This window comes from Streptomyces sp. B21-083, assembly GCF_036898825.1.
Classification (GTDB): domain Bacteria; phylum Actinomycetota; class Actinomycetes; order Streptomycetales; family Streptomycetaceae; genus Streptomyces.
In genome coordinates this window covers 308,607-334,057 of the sequence record NZ_JARUND010000002.1, presented here as the reverse complement: position 1 = coordinate 334,057, position 25,451 = coordinate 308,607, and the positions used below count along the sequence as shown (strand labels likewise).

25 protein-coding genes and 6 pseudogenes are annotated in these 25,451 nt (G+C 67.9%); 19 read left to right on the top strand and 12 right to left on the bottom strand.

Annotated elements, in window-relative coordinates:
- Positions 1-231: 231 nt before the first annotated feature.
- Genes QA861_RS25595 through QA861_RS25580 form a run of 4 tightly spaced genes read right to left on the bottom strand, consistent with a single transcriptional unit; the run spans position 232 to position 1,470 of the window.
- Positions 232-549 carry an integrase core domain-containing protein gene (locus tag QA861_RS25595; RefSeq protein ID WP_334594840.1) on the bottom strand — a complete coding sequence of 106 codons (318 nt, stop codon included), beginning with the start codon at positions 547-549 and terminating at the stop codon, positions 232-234.
- A 2-nt stretch (positions 550-551) separates the two neighbouring features.
- On the bottom strand, positions 552-770 hold the full coding sequence (locus QA861_RS25590) for a DDE-type integrase/transposase/recombinase (RefSeq protein ID WP_334590919.1): 219 nt from the start codon (positions 768-770) through the stop codon (positions 552-554).
- A 50-nt stretch (positions 771-820) separates the two neighbouring features.
- Positions 821-1,150 (bottom strand): IS3 family transposase, encoded by a 330-nt coding sequence (locus QA861_RS25585; RefSeq protein WP_334590917.1) that lies wholly within the window; start codon positions 1,148-1,150, stop codon positions 821-823.
- Entirely contained in the window at positions 1,138-1,470 is a 333-nt protein-coding gene (locus QA861_RS25580; protein ID WP_334590916.1) for a transposase, read from the bottom strand. The genes QA861_RS25585 and QA861_RS25580 overlap by 13 nt, the downstream gene beginning before the upstream one ends.
- A gap of 55 nt (positions 1,471-1,525) precedes the next feature.
- Between QA861_RS25580 and QA861_RS25575 the strand changes: the two are divergent.
- Positions 1,526-1,742, top strand: a pseudogene (locus QA861_RS25575) (hypothetical protein); the annotation flags it as partial.
- A gap of 43 nt (positions 1,743-1,785) precedes the next feature.
- The gene (locus QA861_RS25570; RefSeq protein ID WP_334590915.1) at positions 1,786-2,079 is read left to right on the top strand and encodes a hypothetical protein; all 294 of its coding nucleotides are present in this window, start codon (positions 1,786-1,788) and stop codon (positions 2,077-2,079) included.
- 32 nt (positions 2,080-2,111) lie between these two features.
- Here QA861_RS25570 and QA861_RS25565 read toward each other — a convergent pair whose 3' ends face one another.
- On the bottom strand, positions 2,112-3,092 hold the full coding sequence (locus tag QA861_RS25565; RefSeq protein ID WP_334590914.1) for an NADPH:quinone reductase: 981 nt from the start codon (positions 3,090-3,092) through the stop codon (positions 2,112-2,114).
- Between the two features lie 20 nt (positions 3,093-3,112).
- Complete coding sequence (locus tag QA861_RS25560; RefSeq protein ID WP_334590913.1) at positions 3,113-3,691, bottom strand: PadR family transcriptional regulator; 579 nt, start codon at positions 3,689-3,691, stop codon at positions 3,113-3,115.
- A gap of 33 nt (positions 3,692-3,724) precedes the next feature.
- Between QA861_RS25560 and QA861_RS25555 the strand changes: the two genes are divergently transcribed.
- Positions 3,725-4,210, top strand: coding sequence for an ester cyclase (locus QA861_RS25555; RefSeq protein ID WP_334590912.1), 486 nt, complete (start codon positions 3,725-3,727; stop codon positions 4,208-4,210).
- 118 nt (positions 4,211-4,328) lie between these two features.
- Here the strand turns inward: QA861_RS25555 and QA861_RS25550 are convergent, their stop codons facing one another.
- Positions 4,329-4,628: a hypothetical protein gene (locus tag QA861_RS25550; RefSeq protein WP_334590911.1), complete on the bottom strand. Its 300-nt coding sequence runs from the start codon at positions 4,626-4,628 to the stop codon at positions 4,329-4,331.
- 423 nt (positions 4,629-5,051) lie between these two features.
- On the opposite strand from QA861_RS25550, the pseudogene QA861_RS47130 reads away from it, so the two are divergent.
- Positions 5,052-5,659, top strand: a pseudogene (locus tag QA861_RS47130) (IS701 family transposase); the annotation flags it as partial.
- A gap of 173 nt (positions 5,660-5,832) precedes the next feature.
- Here the strand turns inward: QA861_RS47130 and QA861_RS25540 are convergent.
- Positions 5,833-7,278, bottom strand: a complete 1,446-nt coding sequence (locus QA861_RS25540; RefSeq protein ID WP_443041578.1) for a glycoside hydrolase family 43 protein — start codon at positions 7,276-7,278, stop codon at positions 5,833-5,835.
- 85 nt (positions 7,279-7,363) lie between these two features.
- On the bottom strand, positions 7,364-7,807 hold the full coding sequence (locus QA861_RS47440) for a hypothetical protein (protein ID WP_503461751.1): 444 nt from the start codon (positions 7,805-7,807) through the stop codon (positions 7,364-7,366).
- A gap of 328 nt (positions 7,808-8,135) precedes the next feature.
- Here QA861_RS47440 and QA861_RS25530 point away from each other — a divergent pair.
- The 9 genes and pseudogenes from QA861_RS25530 to QA861_RS25490 form a co-directional block, all read left to right on the top strand.
- Positions 8,136-8,882: pseudogene (locus tag QA861_RS25530) on the top strand (transposase); the annotation flags it as partial.
- A 347-nt stretch (positions 8,883-9,229) separates the two neighbouring features.
- Positions 9,230-10,672, top strand: coding sequence for a non-reducing end alpha-L-arabinofuranosidase family hydrolase (locus QA861_RS25525; RefSeq protein ID WP_334590910.1), 1,443 nt, complete (start codon positions 9,230-9,232; stop codon positions 10,670-10,672).
- Between the two features lie 368 nt (positions 10,673-11,040).
- Complete coding sequence (locus QA861_RS25520; protein WP_334590909.1) at positions 11,041-12,147, top strand: ricin-type beta-trefoil lectin domain protein; 1,107 nt, start codon at positions 11,041-11,043, stop codon at positions 12,145-12,147.
- A 45-nt stretch (positions 12,148-12,192) separates the two neighbouring features.
- Positions 12,193-12,333, top strand: a pseudogene (locus QA861_RS25515) (IS701 family transposase); the annotation flags it as partial.
- 65 nt (positions 12,334-12,398) lie between these two features.
- Positions 12,399-14,003: pseudogene (locus tag QA861_RS25510) on the top strand (glycoside hydrolase family 43 protein); the annotation flags it as partial.
- Positions 13,980-14,492 (top strand): RICIN domain-containing protein, encoded by a 513-nt coding sequence (locus QA861_RS25505; RefSeq protein ID WP_334594838.1) that lies wholly within the window; start codon positions 13,980-13,982, stop codon positions 14,490-14,492. The pseudogene QA861_RS25510 and the gene QA861_RS25505, both read left to right, overlap by 24 nt.
- Positions 14,493-14,634: 142 nt before the next feature.
- Positions 14,635-15,283 (top strand): annotated as a pseudogene (locus QA861_RS25500) (transposase); the annotation flags it as partial.
- Positions 15,265-15,483, top strand: a complete 219-nt coding sequence (locus tag QA861_RS25495; RefSeq protein WP_334590908.1) for a hypothetical protein — start codon at positions 15,265-15,267, stop codon at positions 15,481-15,483. The pseudogene QA861_RS25500 and the gene QA861_RS25495, both read left to right, overlap by 19 nt.
- Positions 15,484-15,555: 72 nt before the next feature.
- Positions 15,556-15,957 (top strand): helix-turn-helix domain-containing protein, encoded by a 402-nt coding sequence (locus tag QA861_RS25490; RefSeq protein WP_334590907.1) that lies wholly within the window; start codon positions 15,556-15,558, stop codon positions 15,955-15,957.
- A 112-nt stretch (positions 15,958-16,069) separates the two neighbouring features.
- Here the strand turns inward: QA861_RS25490 and ltrA are convergent, their stop codons facing one another.
- On the bottom strand, positions 16,070-17,533 hold the full coding sequence (gene ltrA / locus QA861_RS25485; RefSeq protein WP_334590906.1) for a group II intron reverse transcriptase/maturase: 1,464 nt from the start codon (positions 17,531-17,533) through the stop codon (positions 16,070-16,072).
- A gap of 462 nt (positions 17,534-17,995) precedes the next feature.
- Between ltrA and QA861_RS25480 the strand changes: the two genes are divergently transcribed.
- The 5 genes from QA861_RS25480 (at position 17,996) to QA861_RS25460 (ending at position 22,135) form a co-directional block, all read left to right on the top strand.
- On the top strand, positions 17,996-18,562 hold the full coding sequence (locus QA861_RS25480) for a transposase family protein (protein ID WP_334590905.1): 567 nt from the start codon (positions 17,996-17,998) through the stop codon (positions 18,560-18,562).
- A 103-nt stretch (positions 18,563-18,665) separates the two neighbouring features.
- Complete coding sequence (locus tag QA861_RS25475; RefSeq protein WP_334590904.1) at positions 18,666-19,136, top strand: hypothetical protein; 471 nt, start codon at positions 18,666-18,668, stop codon at positions 19,134-19,136.
- 40 nt (positions 19,137-19,176) lie between these two features.
- The gene (locus QA861_RS25470; RefSeq protein ID WP_334594837.1) at positions 19,177-19,932 is read left to right on the top strand and encodes a class I SAM-dependent methyltransferase; all 756 of its coding nucleotides are present in this window, start codon (positions 19,177-19,179) and stop codon (positions 19,930-19,932) included.
- A gap of 892 nt (positions 19,933-20,824) precedes the next feature.
- Entirely contained in the window at positions 20,825-21,556 is a 732-nt protein-coding gene (locus QA861_RS25465) for a polyamine aminopropyltransferase (protein WP_334590903.1), read from the top strand.
- Between the two features lie 225 nt (positions 21,557-21,781).
- Positions 21,782-22,135 carry a hypothetical protein gene (locus QA861_RS25460; protein WP_334590902.1) on the top strand — a complete coding sequence of 118 codons (354 nt, stop codon included), beginning with the start codon at positions 21,782-21,784 and terminating at the stop codon, positions 22,133-22,135.
- A 374-nt stretch (positions 22,136-22,509) separates the two neighbouring features.
- Here QA861_RS25460 and QA861_RS25455 read toward each other — a convergent pair whose 3' ends face one another.
- Positions 22,510-23,082 carry a TetR/AcrR family transcriptional regulator gene (locus QA861_RS25455; protein WP_334590901.1) on the bottom strand — a complete coding sequence of 191 codons (573 nt, stop codon included), beginning with the start codon at positions 23,080-23,082 and terminating at the stop codon, positions 22,510-22,512.
- 169 nt (positions 23,083-23,251) lie between these two features.
- Positions 23,252-24,319 (bottom strand): alkene reductase, encoded by a 1,068-nt coding sequence (locus tag QA861_RS25450; RefSeq protein WP_334590900.1) that lies wholly within the window; start codon positions 24,317-24,319, stop codon positions 23,252-23,254.
- Between the two features lie 301 nt (positions 24,320-24,620).
- Between QA861_RS25450 and QA861_RS25445 the strand changes: the two genes are divergently transcribed.
- Positions 24,621-25,403, top strand: coding sequence for an oxygenase MpaB family protein (locus tag QA861_RS25445; protein ID WP_443041666.1), 783 nt, complete (start codon positions 24,621-24,623; stop codon positions 25,401-25,403).
- Positions 25,404-25,451 lie beyond the last annotated feature (48 nt).

Below are 25,451 nucleotides of genomic sequence, written 5' to 3'. Positions count from 1 at the left end.
CGTGGACGAGCTGTCCACCGCGTGGGCAACTCCACCCGCTGACCGATACTCACCGCCTTGAGGAACCCCAGCCGCGCGTCGGCCGGGGTTCCTCTCGTTCGTGGACGCTCGTCGCGGGTACTGACCGAAGCCCTATGACGCCACCGGGGACCTGGGATCCGCCTGCCGGCCGACGTGTGCCAAGAATTCCGCAAGCTTCATCCCGGGCGTCGGTCCCTGTGTGGAGACGATCTATGCGGCCAGTCCCTCGGCGAGGGTGGCTCGGTACTCGCGTTCGTAGTCGATCGGGCTCTTGAACCCGCATACGCTGTGTAGCCGCCAGGTGCTGTAGATGTCGGTGATCCAGGTGGTGATCCTGATCCGGGCCTCGGTGCGGGCGGCGAAGGTGTGCCGGTGGACGTACTCGACCGTGAGCACACTGTTGAACGCCTCACTCACGGCGTTGTCGAAACAAGATCCGACTCTGCCCATGGACTGGGTCACGCCCAGTCGCCGGCAGGGCCGGCGAAAGCGCCGCGAGCAGTACTCGCTGCCCCTGTCCGTGTGCATGATCACGTCGCGACGTTGCCGCCCCGGCTGGCCGCGGCCATGTTGAGTGAGGCCACCACCAGCTCGGCGTCGTGACGGACGCCCATCGCGTAGCCGAGGAGCCGCCGGGAGAACAGATCGATAACAGTGGCGAGGTAGAGCTTGCCTTCGCCGGTGTCGATCTCGGTCATGTCGCCCGCCCAGACAAGGTCCGGTTCCTCGGCGGTGAAGTCCCTGCGCACGAAGTCCGCGGCCGCCGCCCGCTTCCCGGGCCGGTCGGGCCCCGGCGCCTTCAGATCTTCCGTCCGGCCAGGCCGAGTTCGGCCATGAGCTTGGCGACGGTGTTCACCGACACCCGCCAGACCCGGCGGATCAGCTCGATGAACACCTCGGGCGAGCCGTAGGTGCCGCCCGAGCCGCGGAAGGTCTCCTCGATCTCCTCCGCCAGAAGCTGCCGACGCATCTCCCGCGCCGGGGGCGGGCGGTCGCGTGACTTGTAGAACCACGACTCCGACACCCCAAGTGCTCGACATGCGGTGCGGTACGGAATCTTCTGCTCGGCCTTGCAGTTGCTGATCACCCCGACCGCCACGGCCGGGTCCGCGTCAGCTACTTCACCCACAAGCCCACGAATCGCTTGCACACATCACGCTCCATCTCCAGCTCGCGGATGCGCTTGTCCTTCTCCCTGGCCTCGGCCCGCAGCCGGTCCAGCTCCGCGCGCTCACTCTCCCGCAGCCGACCACCGGGCGACGCCTCGGCCACCCGCCGGTCCGACGACGGTGACCCGTTACGCCTCGCCCGCGACACCCAGCTGTGCAGTGTCCCGGAACGGATGCCCAGATCCGCGGCCACCTCTGGGATCAGGTTCCCGGTCTCCATCACGATCCGTACCGCCCCCTTGCGGAACTCCGCATCGTAGAGGCGCTTCTTGGATGCCATGACCCCATCTATCCTTCCGGTCACGGTCTCCACAGCAGGAGGGGAACCTCAGTCGGCGATCTTCCGTTTTCATGCCGACGATGAAGTCGACTTCGACGTCGACCTGCGGGAGTTGCAGGGCCCGGACCGACTTGATGTGTTCTGCGGCTTCATTCGGGAGATCGGCGGTTGGGCAAGCCGGTCTGATGGATCCGGAAGGCGACTATCGCCGTCCGGTGCTCGATGTCGAGGCTGATCGAGTCGTTCTCCCCGCAGACCCACGGGCCAGGTGACGGGGCCGACACCTGCGGTTCGTAGAGAGTTCCGTCACGGAGCATGGCAGCACAGCCCCGGCACAGCAACGCGGCCGGATGCAGATGTCTCTTGCCCGGTCACAGCCTTGGACGCCCGCGCAACCCCCTCGGCCTCGCCGACACCCTGAGACACCACGGTCTGCCCGCCCGCGCAGCACGCAACACCGCCATGATGGACGCCCCGGTAGACCTGCCGCCCATGGTCATCGCCGACCTGCTCGGCATCCACCCCAAGACAGCCGAACGCTGGGCCACCCTCGCCGGCGGGAACTGGTCCGATTACTTGGCAGCGCGACGGGCCGCCCCGCAGGGCTAGGCAGTTGAGCAGGGCAGTGTTCCGAGTCTGCGCTATTGGGGGATGGTGACCAGGATGCGGCCGTGGCCACCGCCGACATCGACGTGGTCGTGGGCCTTGGCGATGTCGTCCAGCGGGTAACAGTCGCCGACGGCGGAAGTAAGGGCGCCGACGGTGGCGGCGGAGGTGAGGTCGCGGGCGGCCTGGCGCTTGGCCTCGGCGGGGAAGTCGTCGCTGCCGAGCAGCCGCAGGGTGACGTTGTTGAACAGCAGGGGCCAGAAGGGGATCTCGGTGCGGTCCGCGCGGGTGGCGTAGGCGGCGATGACGGCCCCTTGGGCGGCGACGGCGTTGTCGAGATCGGCGTTGTCTGACAGCGCGACCTCGATGATCCGGTCGACGCCCCGCGGCGCGTACGAGCGGATGGCAGCGGCGGGCTCGCCAGTGTCCAGGGCGATGGCGTGGGCGACGGCCGGGTCGACGCGGTCGAGGTCCGCGGTTCGGCGGACGGTGGCGATCACGGTGGCGCCGGCCCAGTGGGCGAGCTGGGCGGCCAGGGAGCCGACGCCGCCGAGAACTCCGTGGACCAGGACCAGTTGGCCGTCGACCGGGCCGTCGGCGAAGACGGTGCGGTGGGCGGTGATGCCGGGGATACCGAGGCTCGCGCCCAGCTCGTCACTGAGGTGGTCGGGCAGGGGTGCGGCCTGGTGGTCGGGTACGACGGTGTACTGGGCGGCGGTGCCGAAGGGGCGGTAGGACTGGGCGCCGTATACCCAGACCCGTTGTCCGACGCGGTGGACGTCGACTCCGGCGCCCACGGCGTCGATGACTCCGGCGCTGTCGCTGTGCGGGATCACCCGCGGGAATGGCATGGACGAGCCGAGCCAGCCGCGCCGTTTCTTGGTGTCGCCGGGGTTGACGCCCGAGACGGTGACGCGGACGCGGACCTCGCCGGGGCCGGGGACGGGATCGGGGAGTTCACCGACGTGCAGGACATCGGCGGCGGAGCCCTGGGCGTCGTACCAGGATGCAAGCATGGGGGTACCTCCGTGGACGGTCAGCTCGCGGGAGCGGCGGGCGCATGCGGATCGCTGTCGGTGTATCCGGTGTCGAATACGGGCGGTTCCTCCCCGAGGGTCTCGCGCAGCCAGGTCCGTTCGGCGCGGCTGGTGGCGCGGGCGGTGAGCAGCATGCCCCGCCGGTAGGGGTCGGCGATCTCCTCGGCACGCAGGGGCCGCTCGTTGTCGTAGAAGAAGCTCGCCGGTTCTTCCAGGAACTCCAGCCGTCTGCGCAACACCGCGTGCCGTTCGGCCACGTCGGGCAGGTGGGAGAGGAATGCCAGGACGACGTAGAACCGGGTGAAGTCGGTGATCTCGTGGTCGGCGGGCTTGCGCAGGCGCTGGAGCATGTCGGCCCGCCCGGCCGCGGTCGGGCTGAGCACGTACCGGGCCGCCCCCGCGGCCGGGTCGGCGCGCCGCTCGATCAAGCCCGCCCTGGTCAGGCGATTGATCGCCGGATACAGGCTGCCGTCACTGACCGGCCGCGTATAGCCGGTCAGCTGTGAGATGCGGCGGCGCAGCTCGTGTCCAGGCAGGGGTCCCTCGGCGAGGAAGCCGAGTATCGCGAGTTCCAGCATGAGTCCATCTTCGCACGCGAACATCGAATCGATGTGAACATCGATTCGATGTTACGCTCGCAGGTACCCGCCCGAACGTCTCTGGAGAGGCACAGCAAGATGCAATCGCAGTCCACCGAGTCAGTGATGAACCGTTTCGTCGAGTTCATCAACACGGGCAACGAGGATCTCGCCCGCGAGGTCATTTCTCCGGACGCGGTGTTCCACGCGCCAAGTCACCCGGAACCACTGCGGGGGCCCGATGGGTACCTGGAAGTCATTGGGATGATGCGCAGCGCCTTCCCCGACGTCCAGTGGACGCTGGAGGAGACGGTCACCGAAGGCGACACCGTGGCCGCGCGGTTCACCATGCGGGGAACCCACGACGGTGAATTCTTCGGGATCCCGGCGAGCGGCAACAAAATCTCGGTGCAGGCCATGAACTTCTACTACCTGGCCGACGGCCGGATCGTCGGCGAACGGGGCCAGCCCGATCTCCTCGGGGTGATGCAGCAGATCGGTGCCGTACCGGCGCCGTGAACCTCGTAGCGCCGGGTGAGCCTTCTGTCGCGCGGGATTGCCGCTGCCGGGAGGGGGCCGTACGGCGCGGTGACAGAGGGCGAAGGCCCGCACCGGAGCGCGGGCGGCCGGCGCGGGTTCACCGCAAGAGGTCCTGATCCGACGTCTTCGCGCAGACAGCGCCCCTTCGGCGAGAGCTGTACCCGGAAGGGCCGGCCGACACGGTCGTCTTCACGAGGGTCGGCTTCGTCGCGGGGGCGGCACGGACCACGGTCGCGGGCGTGGCCACGGCGACGGCCAGCGCGATGGGGCCGGCCGCCACCGCAGCCCACACGCCCATGGAGCCCAGGTGGACCCGGCGCCGGATCTGCTGCAGCCGAGCGCCCGCAGCGGTCGGAGAAGCAGCGTGCTCCTCCGCTGCCTGCTTGGCATGGAACATTTTAAACTCCCAGGTCAGAGCGAGTTGTTGCTTCTGACCCGAAGCAACCCGTTGACACCGACCTGACCACCGACCACGAAGGCCCGACCGATCACGCAGGGACACAAACCCGCGGTCGGGGCCATGGTCGACCCGACCACGACATTTCGCACCCCGTGGAGTACCGGCCGATAGCCGGAGAACACGGTGATCGGAGCGGCCCGGCGCCTGCTGCGCAACACCGCTCGCCCGTTCCGTCGTACTGCCGGAGAGCGCCGGCACACCGGAACATCTCGCCGAAGTGACTGCCGAGTTGCTCAGCACGGCCGCGGCCTCGCAGGAACTGGGCTACTTTTCTTAGCACTTGGGTGGTTTTCGTGGTGCTGTGGCAGGGGACGTGTCGCCGCCGGACCCTCGCGGGCCACGCCAGGACTTACAGCTATCGGGGATCGCAAGGACGGAACGGCCACCGCCAGCGTGGGCCGGCAGTGGCCGGGCCGGTACGGCAAGACGGACAACGGCATCGTCACGGTGACCACGGTGTGGACCGACGGCCACATGTACTACCCGCTGCACGCGACTCCCTACACCCCCGCCCATCACTTCGCCCGCGCCCGGTCCGACCCGGCTTTCCATGCGAAACCGCAGCTGGCCACGCTGCCCTCGCGGCCCGAGGCAAGGAGGCGGGCTTCAGCTGCCGAGCGGTGGTCGCCGACTGCGCCTACTCGGTCAGCGACGACTGGTACCTCGCACTGTGCGAGGCCGGCCTGGCCAACGCGGTCGCGCTCAAGCCGCACCGCGGCACCTGGGCTCCGGCCGACCAGCCGCACACTCCCATCGAGGTTGCCCATGCCCTGACTTGGCACGATGCCAAGCGTCCCGGCGAGTGGACGCCCGTGGAGCGGCACTTCCGCGACGGGCATATTGAGACCTGGTAGGCCGCCGATGCCCGCCTGGGCGGCTGCGGCCCCGACTCACCCTGCCGGCTTGTCGTGGCCACCACCGACCCAGCCAGCCTGCTGGAGAAGGCCACCTGGTACCTGGCCACCAACCCGGGCAAGGACGGCTGCGGTTACTACTACCCCACGGGCCGCCCGGCCGCGCCCGGCAGCGGCAGCGAGAACGGATTCCCGTCCGAAGGTTGCGCCGTTACGCGGCGCAAGCTTCGGACGGGAAGGCCGGAATCCTCGGGCTTCAGCGCGAGGAGCAGGTCGACGCGGTGCGGTTACGCGGCGCGGGTGAACTGCCACCAGTTCATGTTGAACAGGTAGCCGCTGCCGCCGGTGAACGTCAGGTAGAGGTCATGGGTTCCCGTCGCGCCGTTCACTGGGCAGGTCACCGTGGTCCAGGCCTGCCAGCCGCCGGTGTTCGGCACACCGCACCGGCTCACGACCGACCCGCTCGGACCGTCCAGGCGCACTTCGAGGGTGCCGCCGCTGGTGGCCGAGGCGACGCGTGCGGCGAAGGAGGAGGCGCCGGCCCCGAAGGCCACTCCCTTGACCTTGGTGTAGTCGCCGTTTTCGATCCAGCCGACGTCCATTCCGCCGTCACTGGTCCATTCGGTCTCGATCCCGGAACCCCAGGCGATCGTCTCGGCCTCCTGGCGTACGTACGGGTCAAGCGCACCGGCCTGGGGGGCACCGGTGGTCGTCATGTTGATCGTCGGGATCGTTCCGTCAGCGTTGTAGGAGAACTTCTCCACTGCGACCGATCGGGTGAAGCCGCCGCCGCCCGGGAGGGCGCCGTTATGGTAGAAGAAATACGAGTTGCCCTGAAAGTCCACGATGCCCGGGTGGTTGGTGAAGCTGTTGCCCTGGGCGGGCATGACTGTTCCACGGTAGGTCCACGGCCCGGTCGGGCTGGGTGCAGTGGAGTAGGCGATGAACTCCGAGCAGCACTTGGCCGCATACACCATGTAGTACAGGCCGTTCCGCTTGTAGACCCAGGGTGCTTCTTCGTACAGCGTGGGACGGTCGGGGTTGTCGGTGCGGGTGCCGAAGCCCGCGGTGGTGAGCGGAATTTGGACGGGGCTGCCTGTGTAGGACGTCATGTCCGCGTTCAGCTTGACGTACCACAGGTTCGGGTTGCCCCAGTACAGGTAGGCCTGGCCGTCGTCGTCGATGAAGACGGTCGGGTCGATCTCACTGTTCTCTATCAGCGGGTGGCCGAGGGCGTCCCGGAAGGGTCCGGTGGGGCTGTCCGCCACCGCCACGCCGATGGCCATCCGGCCGGTCGCCCGAGCCGTCACCGGCACGTACCAGTAGAACTTGCCGCCCCGTTCGACGGCCTGGCCCGCCCACGCGTCGGTGGACGCCCAGCTGAAGGTGGCCAGGCTGAGCGGTGAGCCGTGGTCGGTCCAGTTGACCATGTCGGCGGAAGACCACACCCGCCAGTCCTTCATCACGAAGGAGGAGTTGGAGCCGTCCTCGTCGTGCCCGGTGTAGAGGTAGACCCGTCCGTTGTACACCAGTGGGGCCGGGTCGGCGGTGTAGACGTTCTGCACGATCGGGTTGTCGGCCCTGGCCGCCGTGGGCTGCACAGCGGCGGGAAGGACGGCGAACGCCAACATGAGGATCAGCACCCAGGTTGCCCGGGCGAGTCTCGTAGCGGTGGTGGGTGATCTCACTGCGGTCGGGTGAGCCGTTGGCCCGTGGACGGCGGTACTGGCCATGGTGTGGTCCTTCCTGGTGCTGCGGGTGGGGGACTGAGCAGCTGGTCAGATGTGGGGGAGAGGCGTTGCTGTGCTCGGGGTGTGGTCAGTGCGAACCGCGCGATGCGGATGGGGCCGCCGAGTGTCCGCGTGGCGTAGCTGGAAGGGCGAAGCGGTAGCCCCTGAAGAAACGGCCAGGTGTTGCCCATGGTGAACGCGGCCCCGGGCGGGTGAAGTCGGTGCCGTCGGTGCTGTGGGAGAAGGTTCCCGGACGGGAGGCGCCGGGGTGGATGTCGGCGGCCGCGCGCGGCCTGCGACCGCCCGTGACGTTGGCGCTCGCGACTTCGGTGCCGGTGGTGTTCCAGTTGCTGTCCGTCGCGTAGTCCGGCTGGATGGTCGCGGTGGAGGTGGGTCCCTGAATCCGGTGGGTGAGGGTAATGCGGGCCCAGTGCGGGTGGTTGGTGGCCGTCGCGGTGCGCAGGGTCAGGCCGTTGTTGACGGACCACTTGTCGTGGTCCGGATTGTGGTTCCCTACCCACTTCGGTTTCACGGTCGTTCCGTCGAAGGTGTCGCCGCCGGTCAGTGGGGTGACCTGGCGGGGTGGGGGCGGCAGGACGGGGCTGGGGTACGACGTGCCCCAGGCACCGCCTACGAGTTGGACGACGGGCCGGCCGCGCCTGGCCTAACAGGAGGTTCACGGCCGCGGCACAGGCGTGCGGGGGAGGGCCTTACTGGACGGATGGTGCGGGTGCTGTGATGCCCGGCATGCGCACCATGCGCAAGCCGCTTCGCCGGGTGTGTTCGATACTGCGAACGTGAGCCGATCCTTCGGACGGCATGGATCCTAGGAGTTGATAGCGGACAGCACAAGATTTTTGATCGACCCATTCATGCCGAAGATTGAGGAGTGGGTCGACCGGTCGCAGCGCACGGTGTGAGCCGACAAGCTCACGAACGCCTCCAGCTACTGGGTTCATTGGGGACGAGCGGACGACACGGCGGGCGGTCGCGCGGGCGAAGGGAGCAGTGGCGGGCCGGCCACCGTCGTACTTACCGGCCGTGGATCGCCGAGCCCGGTCTCTGGTTGCAGTTCGACTGGGGATGGGCCCGAAAGTGCCTGGTCCGGGCCGTGGAAGCGAGCGCGTGACGCGATTGTTCTGCGCATGGCTGGCGTGGTCCCGCTTCCGGGTGGTGATCCCGGTCTGGGACCGGACCCCGCCCACGGTGATCTCGTGCATCGACTCCACCTTGCGGGCGATCGGCGGGGCACCGACCCGTCTACTCACCGACAACGAGAAGACGACGACCATCGACCGGGTCACCGGGATCGCGGTCCGTCAGCCTCAAGTCGTGGCCGCAGGACGCCAATGCGGCCTGCAAGTGCACGCCTGCGTCCCGTCCGATCCCGAGTTCAAATGGGGGCGGCGAGGCCACCGTCCGTATCGCGAAGACGGACCTGATCCCGACCTCCGCGGACCTGCGGGAGCAGCACAGCAGTTTCGCCGAACTCCGCGGGGCCTGCGCGATCTTCTGGCGGCAGGTCAACACCCGCGTCCACCGCGAGGTAGACAGGGCGCCGGCCTCCGCGTTGGACGGTCGAACGCACCCGCCTGCATCCGCTGCCCGTGGCCCATCACGCCCTCAACTTGGACCGGGTGGCAACCTTTTCGGGAGCGGCGGCAACCAGTACTGCAACGGTGCCTGTCCAAGCCCGCGCCCGCATCGCTACCTGACTCTCGCGTCAAAGGTCCTTGCAACCAAGGGACTTGGAGCCGTCTGGTTTCAGCCTGCGAACGTTTCTGTCCGCGAATCGTGTGAGAAGTATTGACGTCATTCATGGGATGTCTAGCATTCTCTTGCTCGACACTTCGACCCTTGTTCGGTATATCGGACATTGTCGTGTCACGTCGGCATCCGGGCGGCCTCTGACGGGGTGGGCCGGAGTCGCTTGCTCAGGGATGACGAGGACCTTATGCGCAGACGTAGTTTCCGTCGCGGACGTCCGTCGGTGGTGCTCGCCGCCGTGGTCGCGGCTCTGGCCGCGTTGGCGGCGCTGCTCGTCGCCGGCCCGGCTCAGGCGGCCACCACCAGCGATGTGCGCGGTGTTGATTCCGGCCGGTGTCTCGATGTGTCGGGCTTCAGCCAGACCGACGGCGCGAACGTGCAGATCTGGGACTGCCACGGCGGAACCAACCAGCAGTGGACGTCGACCGACAGCAACCAGCTCACGGTGTACGGCAACAAGTGCCTGGAGGTCCCGGGCAGCGCCACCACGTCCGGGGTCCGGGTGCAGATCCGCACCTGCAACGGCGGTGCGAACCAGCAGTGGCGGGTGAACGCCGACGGCACGGTCGTCGGGGTGCAGTCCGGGCTGTGCCTGGAAGTCGCGGGCTGGGGCAAGGCCAACGGCACAGGAGTGCAGATCTGGTCGTGCCACGGTGGCGCCAACCAGAAGTGGACCGGCCTGGCAGGGGCGAACAACGTGTGTGCTCTTCCGTCGACGTACCGCTGGACATCGACCGGCCCGCTGGCGGAGCCGAAGGCGGGGTGGGCCTCGCTCAAGGACTTCACCAGCGTCGTCTCCAACGGCAAGCACATCGTCTATGCCACGACGCACAACACCCTCGCCGGTGACGACGGGCGCTGGGGACTGACGACCTTCAGCCCCTTCACGAACTGGTCCGACATGGCCACCGCCACCCAGAACACGATCCCCTTCGACGGCATCGCGCCGACGCTGTTCTACTTCGCCCCGAAGAACCTCTGGGTGCTCGCCTACAACGGGGCTTGGCCATACAGCTTCGGCTACCGCACGTCGAGCGACCCCACCAACCCCAACGGCTGGTCCGCGCAGCAGGAGCTGTTCACGGGCACCCTCCCGAAGGGCGGCCCCCTCGACGTGACCCTCATCGGCGACGACACAAACATGTACATGTTCTTCGCCGACGATGAGGGCGGCATCTACCGCGCCGGCATGCCCATCGGCAACTTCCCGGGCACCTTCGGTTCGTTCACGAAGATCATGAGCGACACGCCGCTCAACCTGTTCGAGGCGCCGGAGGTCTACAAGGTCCAGGGTCAGAATCAGTACCTCATGATCGTCGAGGCCCAGAACTACACAGGGTATGGCCGCTACTTCCGCTCGTTCACGGCCACCAGCCTCGACGGCACGTGGACACCGCAGGCCGGGGCCGACACCGTGACCAACCCCTTCGCCGGCAGTGCCAACAGCGGCGCGACGGCCTGGACAAGGGACATCAGCCACGGCGATCTGGTTCGCACCAACCCCGACCAGACCAAGACCATCGACCCCTGCAATCTGCAGTTCCTCTACCAGGGGCGCGACCCCAGCACCGACGGCGGGGACTACGGCCTCCTGCCCTACCGGCCGGGCGTGCTGACACTGCAGCGCTAGCCGGTGGCGTGACACAGGTCCGGCTCCGGTGTTCCTGACGTTCGCGGGCAACGACGCACGCCGAACCGGGCCCGGAGCCCGACTGAACCATGCCTCGACACACCACCGTCAGGCCCTACCCACCCGACAACGTGACAACGCCCACCGGTGGCCGGCCAGTGCTTTCACTGCGAGGGGGCCGGGCATGCCCGCCCCCTGTGGGAGCGGTCGCGGACAGCCGGCTACGCACAGGTTCCTCACCACGCCGTTCCGCCAGTACGTCATGCGCCCGCCGATGCCAACGGGACGACACAGCAGCCGAGTTGCCGACACGAACGTCGAGAAGTCCGTGCCAGATTCAGCACGCACTCGCAGAAGAGGACGACTGCATGAGAAAGCCTTGGATTCTGCCCCTCATCACGCTGGTCACTGCCGCGCTCGGGATGACGGCGGCAGGTGTGGCACCTGCCTCCGCCGCCTCCAACACACCCTTGCGGGTAATGCCGTTGGGCGACTCCATAACCTGGGGCGTGGGAAGCAGCACGGGCAACGGCTACCGGGCTCCGTTGTGGGACAAGCTCGCGACGGACGGCCATCGGCTGGACTTCGTCGGCACGGGGCGGAGCGGTTCGATGTCCGACCCCGACAACGAAGGCCACTCCGGCTACAAGATCCACGAGATCGCCGCACTCGCCGACACCTCACTGACCCGCTACCGGCCCAACGTCGTGACGCTGATGGCCGGAACCAACGACCTGAACCAGAGCTACCAGGTCTCCACCGCCACCGACCGGCTGAAGTCGCTGGTCAACCAGATCACCGCCGCCGCCCCCGACGCGACCGTTCTCGTGGCCTCCCTGGTCGTGTCCACCAGCGGCTCGGAGGAGCAGTACCGTGCCGCGTACAACCAGGCCATCCCCCAGATCGTGAGCGAGGCGCAGTCCGCGGGCAAGCGCGTCGCATACGTGGACATGGGCGGCCTGACCACGGCCGACCTGGCCGACGCCCTGCATCCCAACGACGCGGGCTACCAGAAGATGGCCGACGCCTTCCACCGCGGCGTTCAGTCCGCGGACAGCGCCGGGTGGCTGAGGAACCCCGCCCCCGCCCCCGCACGCGTGCAGTCCGACATGGGCGGCAAATGCCTGGATGTCAGCGGCTTCGGCATCGCCGACGGGACCGCCGTCCAGATCTGGAGCTGCGGCGACAGCGTCAACCAGTACTGGTCCGCCTACACCGACGGCACCCTGCGCTCCATGGGCAAATGCCTCGACGCTGCCGGCTTCGGCACGGCCAACGGCACCAAGGTGCAGCTCTGGGCCTGCCACGGCGGCTCCAACCAGATCTGGCAGCCCTACAACGGCGGCTACCGCAACCCCGCCTCCGGCCGCTGCCTCGACATTCCGGGCTTCTCCACGACCGACGGCACACAGCTCCAACTGTGGGACTGCCACGGCGGCTCCAACCAGAAGTGGACCACTCTGACCGCCGGATGACCCCCGCTCCCGGGACCGGAGCCCCTCCCCGCCGCGGTCCCGGGATTCGAGGGCCGCTCCCGGACCGGCCGGCATCACCACGTCACCCTGGTCACCGCCGCCCACGCGTTCCCGACCGAGCAGCGCCTGGCCCCAAAAGCCGATACAGCGAGCTCACTTTCCACCAGATCCTCGACGCCATCCAAGAATGATGTCCGATATATCGAACTTCCGGCTCTCGGTCCCCTTACCCGTGAGGAAGTTGATCTCCTATGTCCTGGCTCCAACACCCCCACAGCCGCCGGAGAGTCATGGCGGCCACCGCCGGCCTGGTCGCGGGCGCCACGCTGCCCGCGATGGGCGCGATGCGCGCGGCGGCGGCCACGACGGCCCAGCAGGAGCGGTTCACCAACCCGGTGATCTGGCAGGACCTCGCCGACCTCGAGGTCATCCGCGTCGGCGACACGTACTACTACACCGGCTCGACCATGCACTACTCGCCGGGCGCGCCCGTCCTGCGCTCCTACGACCTGGTCAACTGGGAGTTCATCGGCCACTCGGTGCCGGTCCTCGACTTCGGCGACGCGTACGACCTCAAGGGCGGACAGGCGTACGTCCAGGGCATCTACGCGTCCTCGATGCGTTACCGCCCCAGCGACAAGACCTTCTACTGGGTGGGCCAGATCGGCTGGCAGCGGTCATACGTATACAGGGCCACCGACGCGGCGGGCCCCTGGACCCGGCACGCCGAGATCGGCAGCATCTACTACGACGCGGGGCTGCTCTTCGACGACGACGGCACCCCGTACGTGGCGTACGGCGCCAACGAGATCCGCGTCGCGCAGCTCTCCCCGGACATGCGCACCGAGGTCAGGTCCGAGCACGTGCTCACCAAGCCCGACGACATGCACCTGATGGAGGGCTCCCGCTTCTACAAGATCAACGGGAACTACTACATCTTCGCCACCCTCCCGCCCAACGGCCAGTACATCTGGAAGTCCACCTCAGGCCCCTTCGGCCCGTACGAGATGCGGGAGGTGCTGTTGAACCTGCCCGGCCCGATCCCCGGCGGCGGCATACCGCACCAGGGCTCTCTGGTCGACACCCCGAACGGCGACTGGTACTACATGGGCTTCATCGACGCCTATCCCGGCGGCCGCGTCCCCGCCCTGGCCCCGGTCACCTGGAACGCCGAGGGCTGGCCCGAGCTCCAGACCGTCGACGGCACGTGGGGCGAGACATACCCCTACCCGGTCGCCCCGCACCCGCTCCCACCGATGACCGGCGCCGACACCTTCGCGGGAACGGCGCTGGCGCCGTACTGGGAGTGGAACCACAACCCCGACACCGGCGCGTTCACCGTCGACAACGGGCTCACCCTCAGGACCGCGACCGTCACCGACGACCTCTACAACGCCCGTAACACCCTCACCCGCCGCATCCAGGGCCCCGCCTCCACCGCGACCGTGGTACTCGACTGCTCCGGGATGGCGGACGGCGACCGGGCCGGGCTGGCGATGCTGCGCGACTCCTCCGCCTGGATCGGCGTCACACGGCTAAACGGCGTCAGCAGGCTGGTGATGTTCGACGGCCTGACCATGGACACCAGCTGGAACACCAGCAGCACCGGCACCGAGCAGGCCCGCGCCGACCTCCCCGGCAGCCGCGTCTGGCTGCGCGCCACCGCCGACATCAGCCCGGGGCCGGGCCGCCAGGCGACGTTCTCCTACAGCACCGACGGCACCACCTTCACCCCGCTCGGCCCGGCGTTCGCCATGAGCGAGAGACCGCATTTCTTCATGGGCTACCGCTTCGCCGTCTTCAACCACGCCACCCGGGCCCTCGGCGGCAAAGTGCGGGTGGAACGCTTCGACCTGCGTGCGTGCGCGCCGACGGCGCAAGCGGGCACTGTGGACACGAACGCCTGGTACGTCGTGGTCAACCGCAACAGCGGCAAGGCACTGGACGTGGCGGGCGCGAGCTCCGCGGACGGCGCCGCGATCACGCAGTGGGGCCGGTACGACGGGACCAACCAGCAGTTCCAGTTCGTGGACTCCGGTGACGGCTACTACCGGTTGAAGGCGAGGCACTCCGGCAAGCTGCTGGACGTCTCCGGCTGGTCGACGGCCGACAACGCCGCCATCAACCAGTGGGGCGACCACGGTGGCGCGAACCAGCAGTTCCGGTTGGCGGACTCACCGGACGGATACGTCCGGTTGATCAACCGCAACAGCGGGAAGGCCGTCGAGGTACCGGGCTTCTCCTCCACAGACGGGACCGGCATCGTCCAGTACTCGGACTGGGGCGGCGCGAACCAGCAGTGGAAGCTCGTCCGCGTCGGCTTCGTGGGCTCGCGCTCCTGCTGACACCGGTGTCCGGTTCAAGCCCACGGAAATTCCCCTTGCCCGCTGGGCAAGGGGAGTTTCGGTCTGTGCGCGCCCGAGGTCGCACGGCCGACAGCGAGGTCCGAAAGGAGTGCTTTCTGCGGTGACCGACAGATCAACAGAAAGGCCCATAGGAATCCTCGCCCAGCTCAACTACGACCTGACCGGCCTGGCCCGCGTGAAGGAAGGACGCAGGCCCGAACCCACCGCCTCCGTGATCGACACCCAGAGCGTGAACACCTCCACAATGTCCCCTGAACAGCCAGGGAACCGATGCAGCGACGAAGATCGTCGGCCGGAAACGGGGCATCATCACCGACACGCTCGGCCTGCTCCTCGCCGTAACCGTCACCGCCGCAAGCCGGTCGGAAAAAGCCGTAGGAACACAACTTCTCGACCAGGCCAAGAAGACCTACCCGACCATCTCCAAGAGCTGGGTCGACACCGGCTTCAAGAACGCCGTCATCGAGCACGGGGCAAAGCTTGGAATCGACGTCGAGGTCGTCAATAGCTGGGCCGGCTGGAGGCGGCCGAGGTGGTGTTCGGGCAGTGGGCCGAGGCGACGGACGGGGGACGGCGGCCGTCGGGCATCGTGGAGCCGGAGCCGGAGCCGGAGCCGGAGCCGGAGCCGGAGCCGGAGCCGGAGCCGGAGCCGGAGCCGGAGCCGGAGCCGGAGCCGGAGCCGGAGCGGGAGCGCGTCGCGGCTCGGCCGGGGGCGGGCGGGATGCGGTTGGTGCCGGACCGTGTCGAGGGGATGGGGCTGGCGTCCCTGACCTCGGAGTATCAGCGGATCATGGAGATCATGGAGATCGTGGCCGGGGCCGACGGTCCGGTGATGGCCATGGACGTCGCGATGGCACTGGGCCGGGAACTCACACCGGGCAAGGTCGAGCCGGTCCGCGGTCAGCTGCGCAAACTCGCCGACCGGGGCTGGCTGAAGCGGACCGGACCGGGGCGCTACCTGCGGCGCTGACCGGCGAGGGAGGCAGTGGACCGGCCGGTTCCCGCCGTAACGCGAGGGCCCCCGGCGGGAGTTGGTTCGCGTGTGAAGACTCACCGCCCCGTCGAGGGCACTCGCGATGCTGTCTACCAGCTTCGGCTCCCCGTGTCGAAGCGGACCATCGAACTCGTCGCCGGCCTGATACGCGGGCGGCGCAAACAGCTCGGCACCCGCTGGCGCAAGGTCACCCCGGGGACCCAGGCGATCATCGTGCTCGCCGTGCTCCGTCACGACCAGCGGCTTCTCGACATGGCCGGCGGCAACGACGTCTCCGCCTCCACCGTGCGCCGCCGGGTCCTGGAAGTCCTCGGCCTGCTCGCTGCCCGGGCCCCGCGTCTGGACCGTGCCCTGAAGAAGATCGCCCGTCGGGGCCGTGCGGTGGTCCTGCTGGACCGCACCCTCGTGCGCACCCGCCGCCGCACCGGGACGGACAACCGCAAGAACTGATGAGTCGGCACGGAGCGCGGTGCCGGTGTTGCCATCGGTCCGTTTCTCCGTGCCGCTCGCCGAACCCGGCGTGCGGCTCTCACCGCACCGGGCTCTCCACGGTCTCTGCCGTTCAAGCGTGGTTGAGTGTCCAGGGATTGGGGATCGTGTTGCCCCGGTAGCGATAGCGGGTGACCGCCGTCGAGACCATGGGGAACAGTTCGATCCCGTCCGCCGAGAGCCTGTGCCACCGGCCGTTGCGGTCGGTGAAGCGTCGGCGGACGTCCTTCCACCTCCAGCGGTGCAGCACCATCCACCAGCTGGTCACCCGTCGCCATACGAACTGGTCCAGGGCTTTCAGCGTGGTCTTGCATACCGCATGCTTGAAGTAGTTGACCCAGCCGCGCAGAATCGAGTTGATCCTCTTGAGCACGGTCCCCGGGTCCTGCTGCGACGTTCTGTTCGTCAGGGCACGGATCTTGTCCTTCAAGTGCCGGATGGGCCTCTCGGCGATGAAGGTGTAGACGTACCACTTGTTCGAGCCTCGCTTGCGGCGCCACTGGATGTGGAACCCCAGGAAGTCGAACCCGTCCGACATGTGCACGATCTGGGTCTTGGCCGGTGACAGCCTCAGCCCGAGAGGGTGCAGTACGTCGGCGATGTCCTCGCGCAGGCGGGCGACGTCGTCACGGCTGCCGTCGACCAGCACAACGAAATCGTCCGCGTAGCGGACGATGCGCCAGTTCGGGCGGCCGTGGTGACGGTGGTGCGCCCGCCTGCCTCTGGTGGACATCCGACCGCCTGGTTCCCACGGCCCCATCACGTGCTCGTCGAGCTCGGACAGAGCGATGTTCGCCAGAAGCGGGGAGAGGATGCCGCCCTGCGGGGTGCCGGTGAAGGTCTCTTCGCGGCCGCCGCCCTCGGTGAGGGCGCCGGCCTTGAGGAACGCCTTGACCAGCCGCAGCACACGCTTGTCCTTGACCCTCGCGCGCACCCGGTCCAGCAGGGCCGTGTGGTCGATGGAGTCAAAACACGCCTCGATGTCCGCGTCCAGCACCCAGCGATAGCCGTTGGTGCCGTAGCGGTGGATCTCGGCGATCGCGTCGTGTGCGCGCCGCATGGGCCGGAAACCGTAGGAGACCGGCAGGAAGTCGGCCTCGAAAATCGGCTCCAGCACCAGTTTGAGGGCTGCCTGGACCACACGGTCGGAGACGGTCGGGATGCCGAGCTTGCGCACCTTCCCGCTCCCGCCGGGTTTGGGGATCTTGCGCTCGCGCACCGGCAGCGGGCGAAATTCACCCGTCTTCAGTACGCGTCGTAGGTCCTCCAGGTAGCCCGGGAGGCCGAGTTCCCGTTCAACGTTGACGACGGTGAGGCCGTCGACGCCCGGGGTCCGGGCTCCCTTGTTTCCCGCGACCCGTTCGAACGCCACGAGCAGCGTCGCCGGGTCGCATACGAGGTTGAACAGATCGTCGAACCTGCGGCCATGGTCGGCCGCCGCCCAACGGTGAAGCTTGGTCTGCATCCCCGATACCCGCTGGTGAGACCCCAACGGGGCCTCGGGAGCACTGCTGTTCAGCAGCGCGTCTTTCGGCATTGCAGCCTCCTTCCCTTCTCGAAACCGCTGCCGCCCTTCCCCATGTGCCGGGCTCTCCCCGGCTCGGAGTACTACGGCGGCTCCGCCCCGTCCCGGCCCGATCGGCCGACGATGGACCCAGCCCATCCGCCGTGCTGGAGGCGCGGTTTGAGGGCGGGGGCCGGGACGGTTCCCGTGTTCACTCGCTGTTCGATCGTCGGAGTAGGAGCCCGGCTATGCCCCCGCGGCCTCGCCACGGCTACCCCGCAGCACTTCACCGTGGCCTCCCCGCGCGACCGAAGTAGACCGCGCGGAAAGTTCCCCGCCAACGGACCAACCAGCGGGGACGCACCGCATCCAGCCCAGATCCACCAGGTTCGAGCTGGCGTGCCTTAAGGAGGCGTAGACGCCGGTTCCTCGCGTACTCCTCTCCGTCTCGCTCGCCGGACCCGCACCATCTGGCAGTACTGGCACGTCCCGGCTTTGTCAGGGCTGCTTCCCGCCCTCCCCGGCACCTCCCGGGTCAGGCTGCCCCCAGCTTCAACCGCCCTGCTGCGACAGCGCGGCGGTGGTGGTCTTTCACCTCCACTCGAACAACAAGCGCCTCACGGCGCACACAGCGGGAAACACAAGACCCATGGCCTGCTCTTCCTCGCGCTGACCGACGACAAGGGAAACCTGATCTGGATCTCTTCCGCACGGCCCGGCCGGGCCAGCGAGATCACCGCCGCCCGCCACGACCACATCACCAGGCATCTACGCGAGGCCGGCCTCGGCGTCGTGGCCGACCTCGGCTTCGTCGGCCTCGGCGACGACCCCGACGATGCTCCCGTCATCATCACCGGCCGCAAGGCGACCCGCTCCCACCGCCTCACCGACGCCGAGAAGGAGGCGAACCGGCTGGTCAGCCGCGAACGCGCCGCCGTCGAGCACGGCTTCGCGAACCTGAAGACCTGGCGCATTCTGAGCAAGGTCCGCATGAACGTCCATCACGCCACCACGCTGCTACGAGCCCTGCTCGTACTGGCGAACCGCGAAGTCCAGCGGTGACAGACGTTCACCCGACGGCAATCACTCCGCCTGCCAGCACGAGGACCGCATCACGGACTCACACCAGTACCACGACCTGCGAGTTCACGAAGAAACGATCTCCATGCGAGAGCGTTCCGACGCTGCCACCTACAGCGTTCCCATCAAGCGCAAGAAGATCGTTCCCACGAAGACGACGGTCCCGGCCAAGCCGTTTCGCCCGGAACCTGCTCTGGCCGAAGCACACTACGAGGCGGCCCTCGAAGTGCTGCGAAACCAGCGAAACGCGCTGGAGCGGGCTCCGGGCACGAGCGCCAAGATGGGAGAGGAGGAGATCCGGAATCTTCTTCTCATCGGACTGCACAGCCACTTCGAGGGCCAAGCTGCCGACGAGGTCTTCAACAACACCGGCAAGACGGACATCCTCATCCGCGTACTGGACACGCTGCGTATCAAGTTCGGACGTATTGATAGTTCCGAAGCGCCGAACACGGCGAATGACCGAGGGGATCAGCTCGCGCTGTCCGCGGCATGGGCGGACGGGTTGTCCTTGCGAAAACCATTGGGTGCCCGGCTTGCTCCTCTGATGGACTGACGTCCCGCCGTGAGTCTGCTGTGTGACGGAGGTAGTGGTTGTGACGGAATATGACGTGCTTGCCGAGGTGTACGAATGGCTCATCTCGGATGCAAAGTTGCCTCCCGCCGAGTTCGCTGCGTCGTTCGATGACGTCCTCAGTCTCCTGCCGTCGAACGCTCACGTCCTCGACTGTTCGTGCGGAACCGGACAGTTGGCGGTTGGCCTCGCCGGTCGTGGCATGCAGGTTGTCGCAACTGACGCCAGCGAAGCGATGGTTCGCCGGACTGCAGAGCTGTCTGAGGAGTTCGGGGCCTCCGTCCGGGCCGTGCGGGCGAACTGGGAAGAGTTGCCCGATCATTTCGCGGACGACACGTTCGACATGGTGTTCTGCGTTGGCAACTCGCTTCACCATGCAGCAGGCGCGACAGGCAGGGGTGCTGCTCTGGAGTCGATGTCACGGCTTCTGCGCCCTGGCGGGCGCTTGGTGCTCACATCCCGCACTTGGGAACTCGTGAGGGCCAGAGGTTCCCGGCTGGACATCAGGGACCGACTCGTCCGACGAAACGGTCGCGATGCCGTCGTGGTCTACCGCTGGGAGATTGCGCCGCATTGGGAGGATGAGCACCACATCGAGATTGCGATCGCCCAAGTTGATGCGACTGGGCTGGTTCTTGTCCGCTCGGAACTGCTGTCCTGCTGGCCCTACCGGTACGAGGAACTCGAAGTCGAGCTGCACCGGGTCGGACTCCGGACGGAAGCGAGCACGTTCGATCTTGAGGCCGAGAACTACATGCTGGTCGCGAGCAAGGTATAGACACCGGGCTCTCAGTCCCTGGCAGGACCGCGCGGTTGCTCGCAGGACGCTTGCGCCCTCTCATCGGTGCGGGTTCAGGCGGTCAACGCTACGCCTCGGACGAGGGGTCATGCTGCGTGCATCACGGCGAGCGGACACGGCGGCCCGCGTAGCGCGCCCACCGCCCCGGAACCTACGAGACGCCTCAAGCGGACCACCCCAGAACCCGCGAACCGGCCCGTGACAGACGATCACCTGCTAATGATCACGTCCGGGACCAGCACGAGCGAGTCAATCTCCGCCCACGCCAGAGACCCGACCTGCGAGTTCAAGATGAAACGATCTCAATGGACGGTCGCCGTCCCACACAGCAAGGTCGTAGCTCACGTGCGCATCGTCGCGGTCAACAGTTCCGCCGCCACCAGCAGGTCCTGAGATCTCGCTGCCAGCGATCCGTAAGAGGGGCCCTGGTTGGATTGGATGCCCAAGTGCGGCGGCACCCCTTGTGACCTGCGCTGTACCAAAGTGCCAACAATCTCTCTGATTCTGCGCCTCAGGTTGAACCTAGTTGGCATCAGGGCAGGTTGCGAACGTGGCCTAGTGTCACCACTGATCCTGGTCACAGGGGCCGACGCCCGGGAGCCGTACCTCGGCGCGGAAGGCCGGTGTCCGAGTCGGGGGCGGCGCGTACGGCGCGTCCGGCGGAGATCGCTTACGGCCATCCGGTCGCGAGGACGCCATGGCCAGGTCGGCGGGCGGCATCAGCGCGACGGTGCTGATGGTGATCGCCGTTCAGCTGGGCGGCATAGGCTACGGCGTGCGTGCCCCGTTCGATGGGGCATGAGGATCGTCACCGCGAGCTGGGACACCCGGCCGTGCGACTCACGGCACCGGTGACCGGAAAGGTGAGCGGATGGGCCTGCGTTTCGAGGAGATCGACTGGCGTCCGACGCCGATGGGCGACATCAGTCTGCGGCGTCGGCGGGACCCGTTGTCCGGCGATGACGTGTACGAGGTGAAGCTCGGCGACGAGTTCCTGATGTCCAGCCTCTTCACGGCCGGCGAGATCGCGCTCACCGAGCTGGGCCTGGCGAAACTGGAGGGCGCCGAACTGGACGTCGCCGTGGGCGGTCTCGGCCTCGGGTACACCGCTCAGGCGGCGCTGGACGACCCGCGCCTACGGTCGCTGATCGTGGTCGACGCGCTGGCCGAGGTCATCGGGTGGCATGAGCGCGGGTTGGTGCCGCTGGGCGCCTCGTTGGCGTCGGACTCCCGCTGCCGGCTCGTCCATGGCGACTTCTTCGCGATGGCCCTCGACCCGCACGGTCTGGATCCCGAAACGCCGGGCCGCCGCTTCCACGCCATCCTGCTGGACGTCGACCACTCACCCCGTCACGTGCTGCACCCCCGCCACGCGGCGCTGTACCAGCCCGCGGGACTGCGCACGCTCGCCGAACGCCTCCACTCCGACGGGGTCTTCGCCCTGTGGTCGAACGACGCACCGGACGAACAGTTCAACTCGGTGCTCGCGCAGGTCTTCGAGGAATCTGAGGCCCACGTCGTCGAGTTCGACAACCCACTGCAGGGACAAACGGCGACCAACACCGTCTACGTGGCGAAGAAGCCACTGAATCTGACTGCGTGATGTCGGCTGGCGCGGTCTGCTGCTGACAGACCACGCGCTGTTCAACGACCATGCGGCGCGACCTGGGGACGACTTGGCCTCGGCGTCGGCCCGGCCGCGACATCACCGTCGCCGTCAAGTGGCGGCGAGCCGCTGTCGGCCACTGGGGCGACTGCGCAGCCGACGTCAGCCGAAGGCTGTCACGTCAGAACTGAGGAGACTGGGGGCACGACGATGGGCGTTTACGTGTCGATCAGAGGGTGGCTGGAGTGCGACGAGACGCAACTCGCCGCCATCCAGGAGATCATCGACACACACGACGACGGCCACTACACCAACGGATGGGGCTCACCCCGTCGGCACGTCAACTGGAACCATTACCTCTTCTACGGCGCCGACATCCGTGAGTCGGGCCTCACGTGGTTCACCGACCAGATCCGGGCGATCGCCCGGATCCCCGCCTCTGACGCCGACGGAGACCTCGTCCAAGGCCTTTTTCTTGCCAGCCACGAAGTGGAGGGGGCGAGCGAATGGCAGGTCCGCGATGGTCAACTCTTCATCACACCGGCCCAGATCAGACACCGCTACCTGGACGAGTAGCCGCGCACTCGGCCAGCTCAGTTCGGCCCACTTTCCGCGCTGATCCTCGCCGCCGGCCATCGTGGTCACCGAAGTGACGCCGCCCGGGTGCAGATGCCTGAGCCGAGGTACGGCGCATACGCTTCGCAGGACCGTCAGATCGGCATCGTCGCGTGCTCGTGGTCGTCCGTGAGCCGACTGCCGGCGAGGGCGTGGGACGGTTGGAGCGGCCTGGCCATGCCGGGCGATGGCTACCGGTGCGGCGGCGGTGCATGCCTGCTCTGTGGGGTCTGCGCAGCGCCGGCTCTCGTCGAGCAGGGCGGCGGACGGGCAGCCGCCGCAGGGCGCGGCGTGGAGAGGCGGCCGACCGGCCTGCTGCGGATTGACGAGCACCCTCAGCGCACGAGTGCGAGGGCGTTCTCGGTCCCCCGCTCGAGGACTTCGTCGGCGAACTCGCGGTCGGAGAGCGCCCTGGCCAGTTGCAGCGTCCCCACCAGCAAGGTGAAGAGTCCGATGGCCTTGGCGCGAGCCGCCCCCGGATCCTCAGGGGTCAGACGGGCGGCGACCTCTTCCACGATCGCCTTCGCGCCCTCGGTGTAGGCCTGCTTGGTCTCGTCCCCGCAGCGGCCGATCTCGTCGAGCAGGGCGGCGGAGCAGCATCCGACGCCGGGGTGGTCCCGGTGCTCGGGCGACAGGTACTCTCGAATGAGATCCTCAAGCCCCGGGCGGCCGGGCCGAAGGGTGTCGTACCCGGCGACCTGCGCGCGCAGTTCGGCGGCGACGACGTTGGCGACGAGATCGTCCTTGGACGCGAAGTGGGCGTAGAAGGCCCCGTTGGTGAGCCCGGCGTCCGACATCAGCGTGGAGACGCCGGATCCGTCGATCCCGTCTTTCTTGAACCGTAGGCCCGCCGTCTCGATGATCCGCTGCCGCGTCACCTGCTTGTGTTCCTTGGCGTAGCGCACCACAGGCCTTCCTCCGTTCGTTCCGCGGAACCAGTGCTCCGAGCCTCAGTCTAATCCATGGTCTGACGAATGTAATATTATGGCTGGTATGCGCTGTGCGGCCGTCCTGCCTCCGCCGGGGAGGAGGCAGGACGTGCGTGACGTTCCCTTGCGGTCTGCGCGCCGGGCCTCGTCAGGCGTTGTGGGTGGGGTAGTCGGTGTAGCCGGTCGCGCCGCCGCCGTAGAACGTGTCGGGGTCGGGGGTGTTGAGGGGTGCGCCCGTGCGTACGCGCTCGACGAGGTCGGGGTTGGCGAGGGCCATGGTGCCGACGGTGACGATGTCGGCCAGTCCGTTCTCGATGTCCTTGGCGCGGGTGGGGATGTCGGTGCCGGCCCGGTTGAGGATCAGGGTGGTAGGCCACACCTTGCGCAGGGTGTGCAGGAGTTCGTCGTCGCCTCCGTGACCTATGTGCAGGTAGGCGAGGTTGAGGGGCGCCAGGGCGTGCAGGAGGTGCGGGTAGAGCTCCTGGGGGTCGCTCTCCACGAGGTCGTTGATCTGGAACGGGTTACCGGGGGAGATGCGGATACCGGTGCGTCCGGCGCCGATCTCGTCGGCCACGGCGGTGGCGACCTCGACCGCGAAGCGGATGCGGTTGTCGAGGGAGCCCCCGTACTGGTCGGTGCGCTGGTTGGTGCTGGGGAAGAGGAACTGGTTCACCAGGTAGCCGTTGGCTCCGTGGATCTCCACGCCGTCGGCCCCGGCGGCGATGGCGGCAGCGGCGGCGCGACGGAAGTCGTCGACCGTCGCGGTGACCTCCTCGGTGGTCAGTTCGCGGGGCACCGGCATCTCCTGGAGGCCGGTCGGGGTGAATGTCTGACCCGCCGGCTTGATCGCGGAAGGTGCCACGGGCTGCCGGTGGTGGGGTGTGTTGTCCGGGTGGGCGATGCGTCCGGCGTGCATCAGCTGGATGACGATGCGCCCGTCGGCCTTGTGTACGGCGTCGGTGACCTTGCGCCAGCCGGCGATGTGGTCGTCCGTGTAGATGCCGGGGGTCACCGGGTAGCCCTGGCCGTCGGCGGAGGGCTGGGTACCCTCGGTGATGATGAGGGCGTGCGAGGCGCGCTGGGCGTAGTACTCGGCGTTCAGCTCGGTCGGTACACCGTCCGGGGTGGCCCGGCTGCGGGTCAGGGGGGCCATGGCCAGTCGGTGCGGAAGGGGAATCTCTCCGGCGACGGTCGGGTTCCACAGGGCGTTGAGCATGGGGGATTCCTCAAGGTGATTGATGAAAGTATGATCGTAATACTAAAGGCTCTCGGTGGCTGCCGCAAGTGGGAAACCGACCCCGAGAAAGGCGGCAGAAGTCGGCTCGGGGTAGCATCGCGGCCCTTGCTGCGGGAATGACCCAGGGGTGCTGTGCAAAGGTCCGGGGTGACGTTTCGTGGTAGGAGCCGTGCCCTGTCAGGCAGCCCGACCAGGGAGGCGTCAAGTGGAAGTCGCAGGCGCAGGTGACCCGGGACTGTTCGGCCCCTGGTCCGTGACCTGGCAGTTGCACAGCGACCCCATGATGTGGGTCGCCGGAGTTCGCGCGCTCTACTTCCAGGCACTCCACCCGCGTGCGGTGCGCGGGGTCATCCAGAACTCGGACTTCGGGAAGGAAGCCTGGGGCCGGCTGATGCGCACCGCGGGCTTCGTCGGCACGACGACCTACGGCACCACGGACGCGGCCGAGAAGGCGGGCGCCCGGGTCCGGAAGATCCACAGCATGCTGTCCGCCGTCGACCCGGACACGGGGGAGCGGTACGGCGTCGACGAACCCGAACTGCTGCTGTGGGTGCACTGCGCCGAGATCGACTCCTATCTGCACATCCTGCGCCGCTCCGGTTACCCGATCACCGACGCCCACGCCGACCGGTACATCCGAGAACACCTGGTCAGCGCCCGTCTGGTGGGCCTCGACCTCGACGTCGTACCGGCGAACCAGGCCCAGCTGCGTGCCTACTTCGAGAAGATCCGGCCCGAACTGGCCGTCGGGGCCGACGCGCGCGAAGTGGACGACTTTCTCCTCCGTCCGCCGACGCACCCGCTGCTCGTTCCGGCGCGTGAGGTGCTGTGGCGGAGCGTGTCGCGGCTGGCGTACGCCTCTCTGCCGCCGTACGCCCACGAGTTGTACGGCCGCGCCGCAGCCGAACCGGCCGTCGTCACCCGGCGGTTGCGTGTCACCGGCACCCTGTTGCGACGCGTTCCCGCACGTCTTCGCTGGCAGCTCCCGCCCAAACACATTCTGCGGGCCATGGCACGGCTCGGCCCCGGCTCGCGCCCCGCGCCGTACAAACTCGGACGATAGCTCGCCATACTGGACGGGCCAGGGGAGGGCGAACAGAACCGGGGGCGG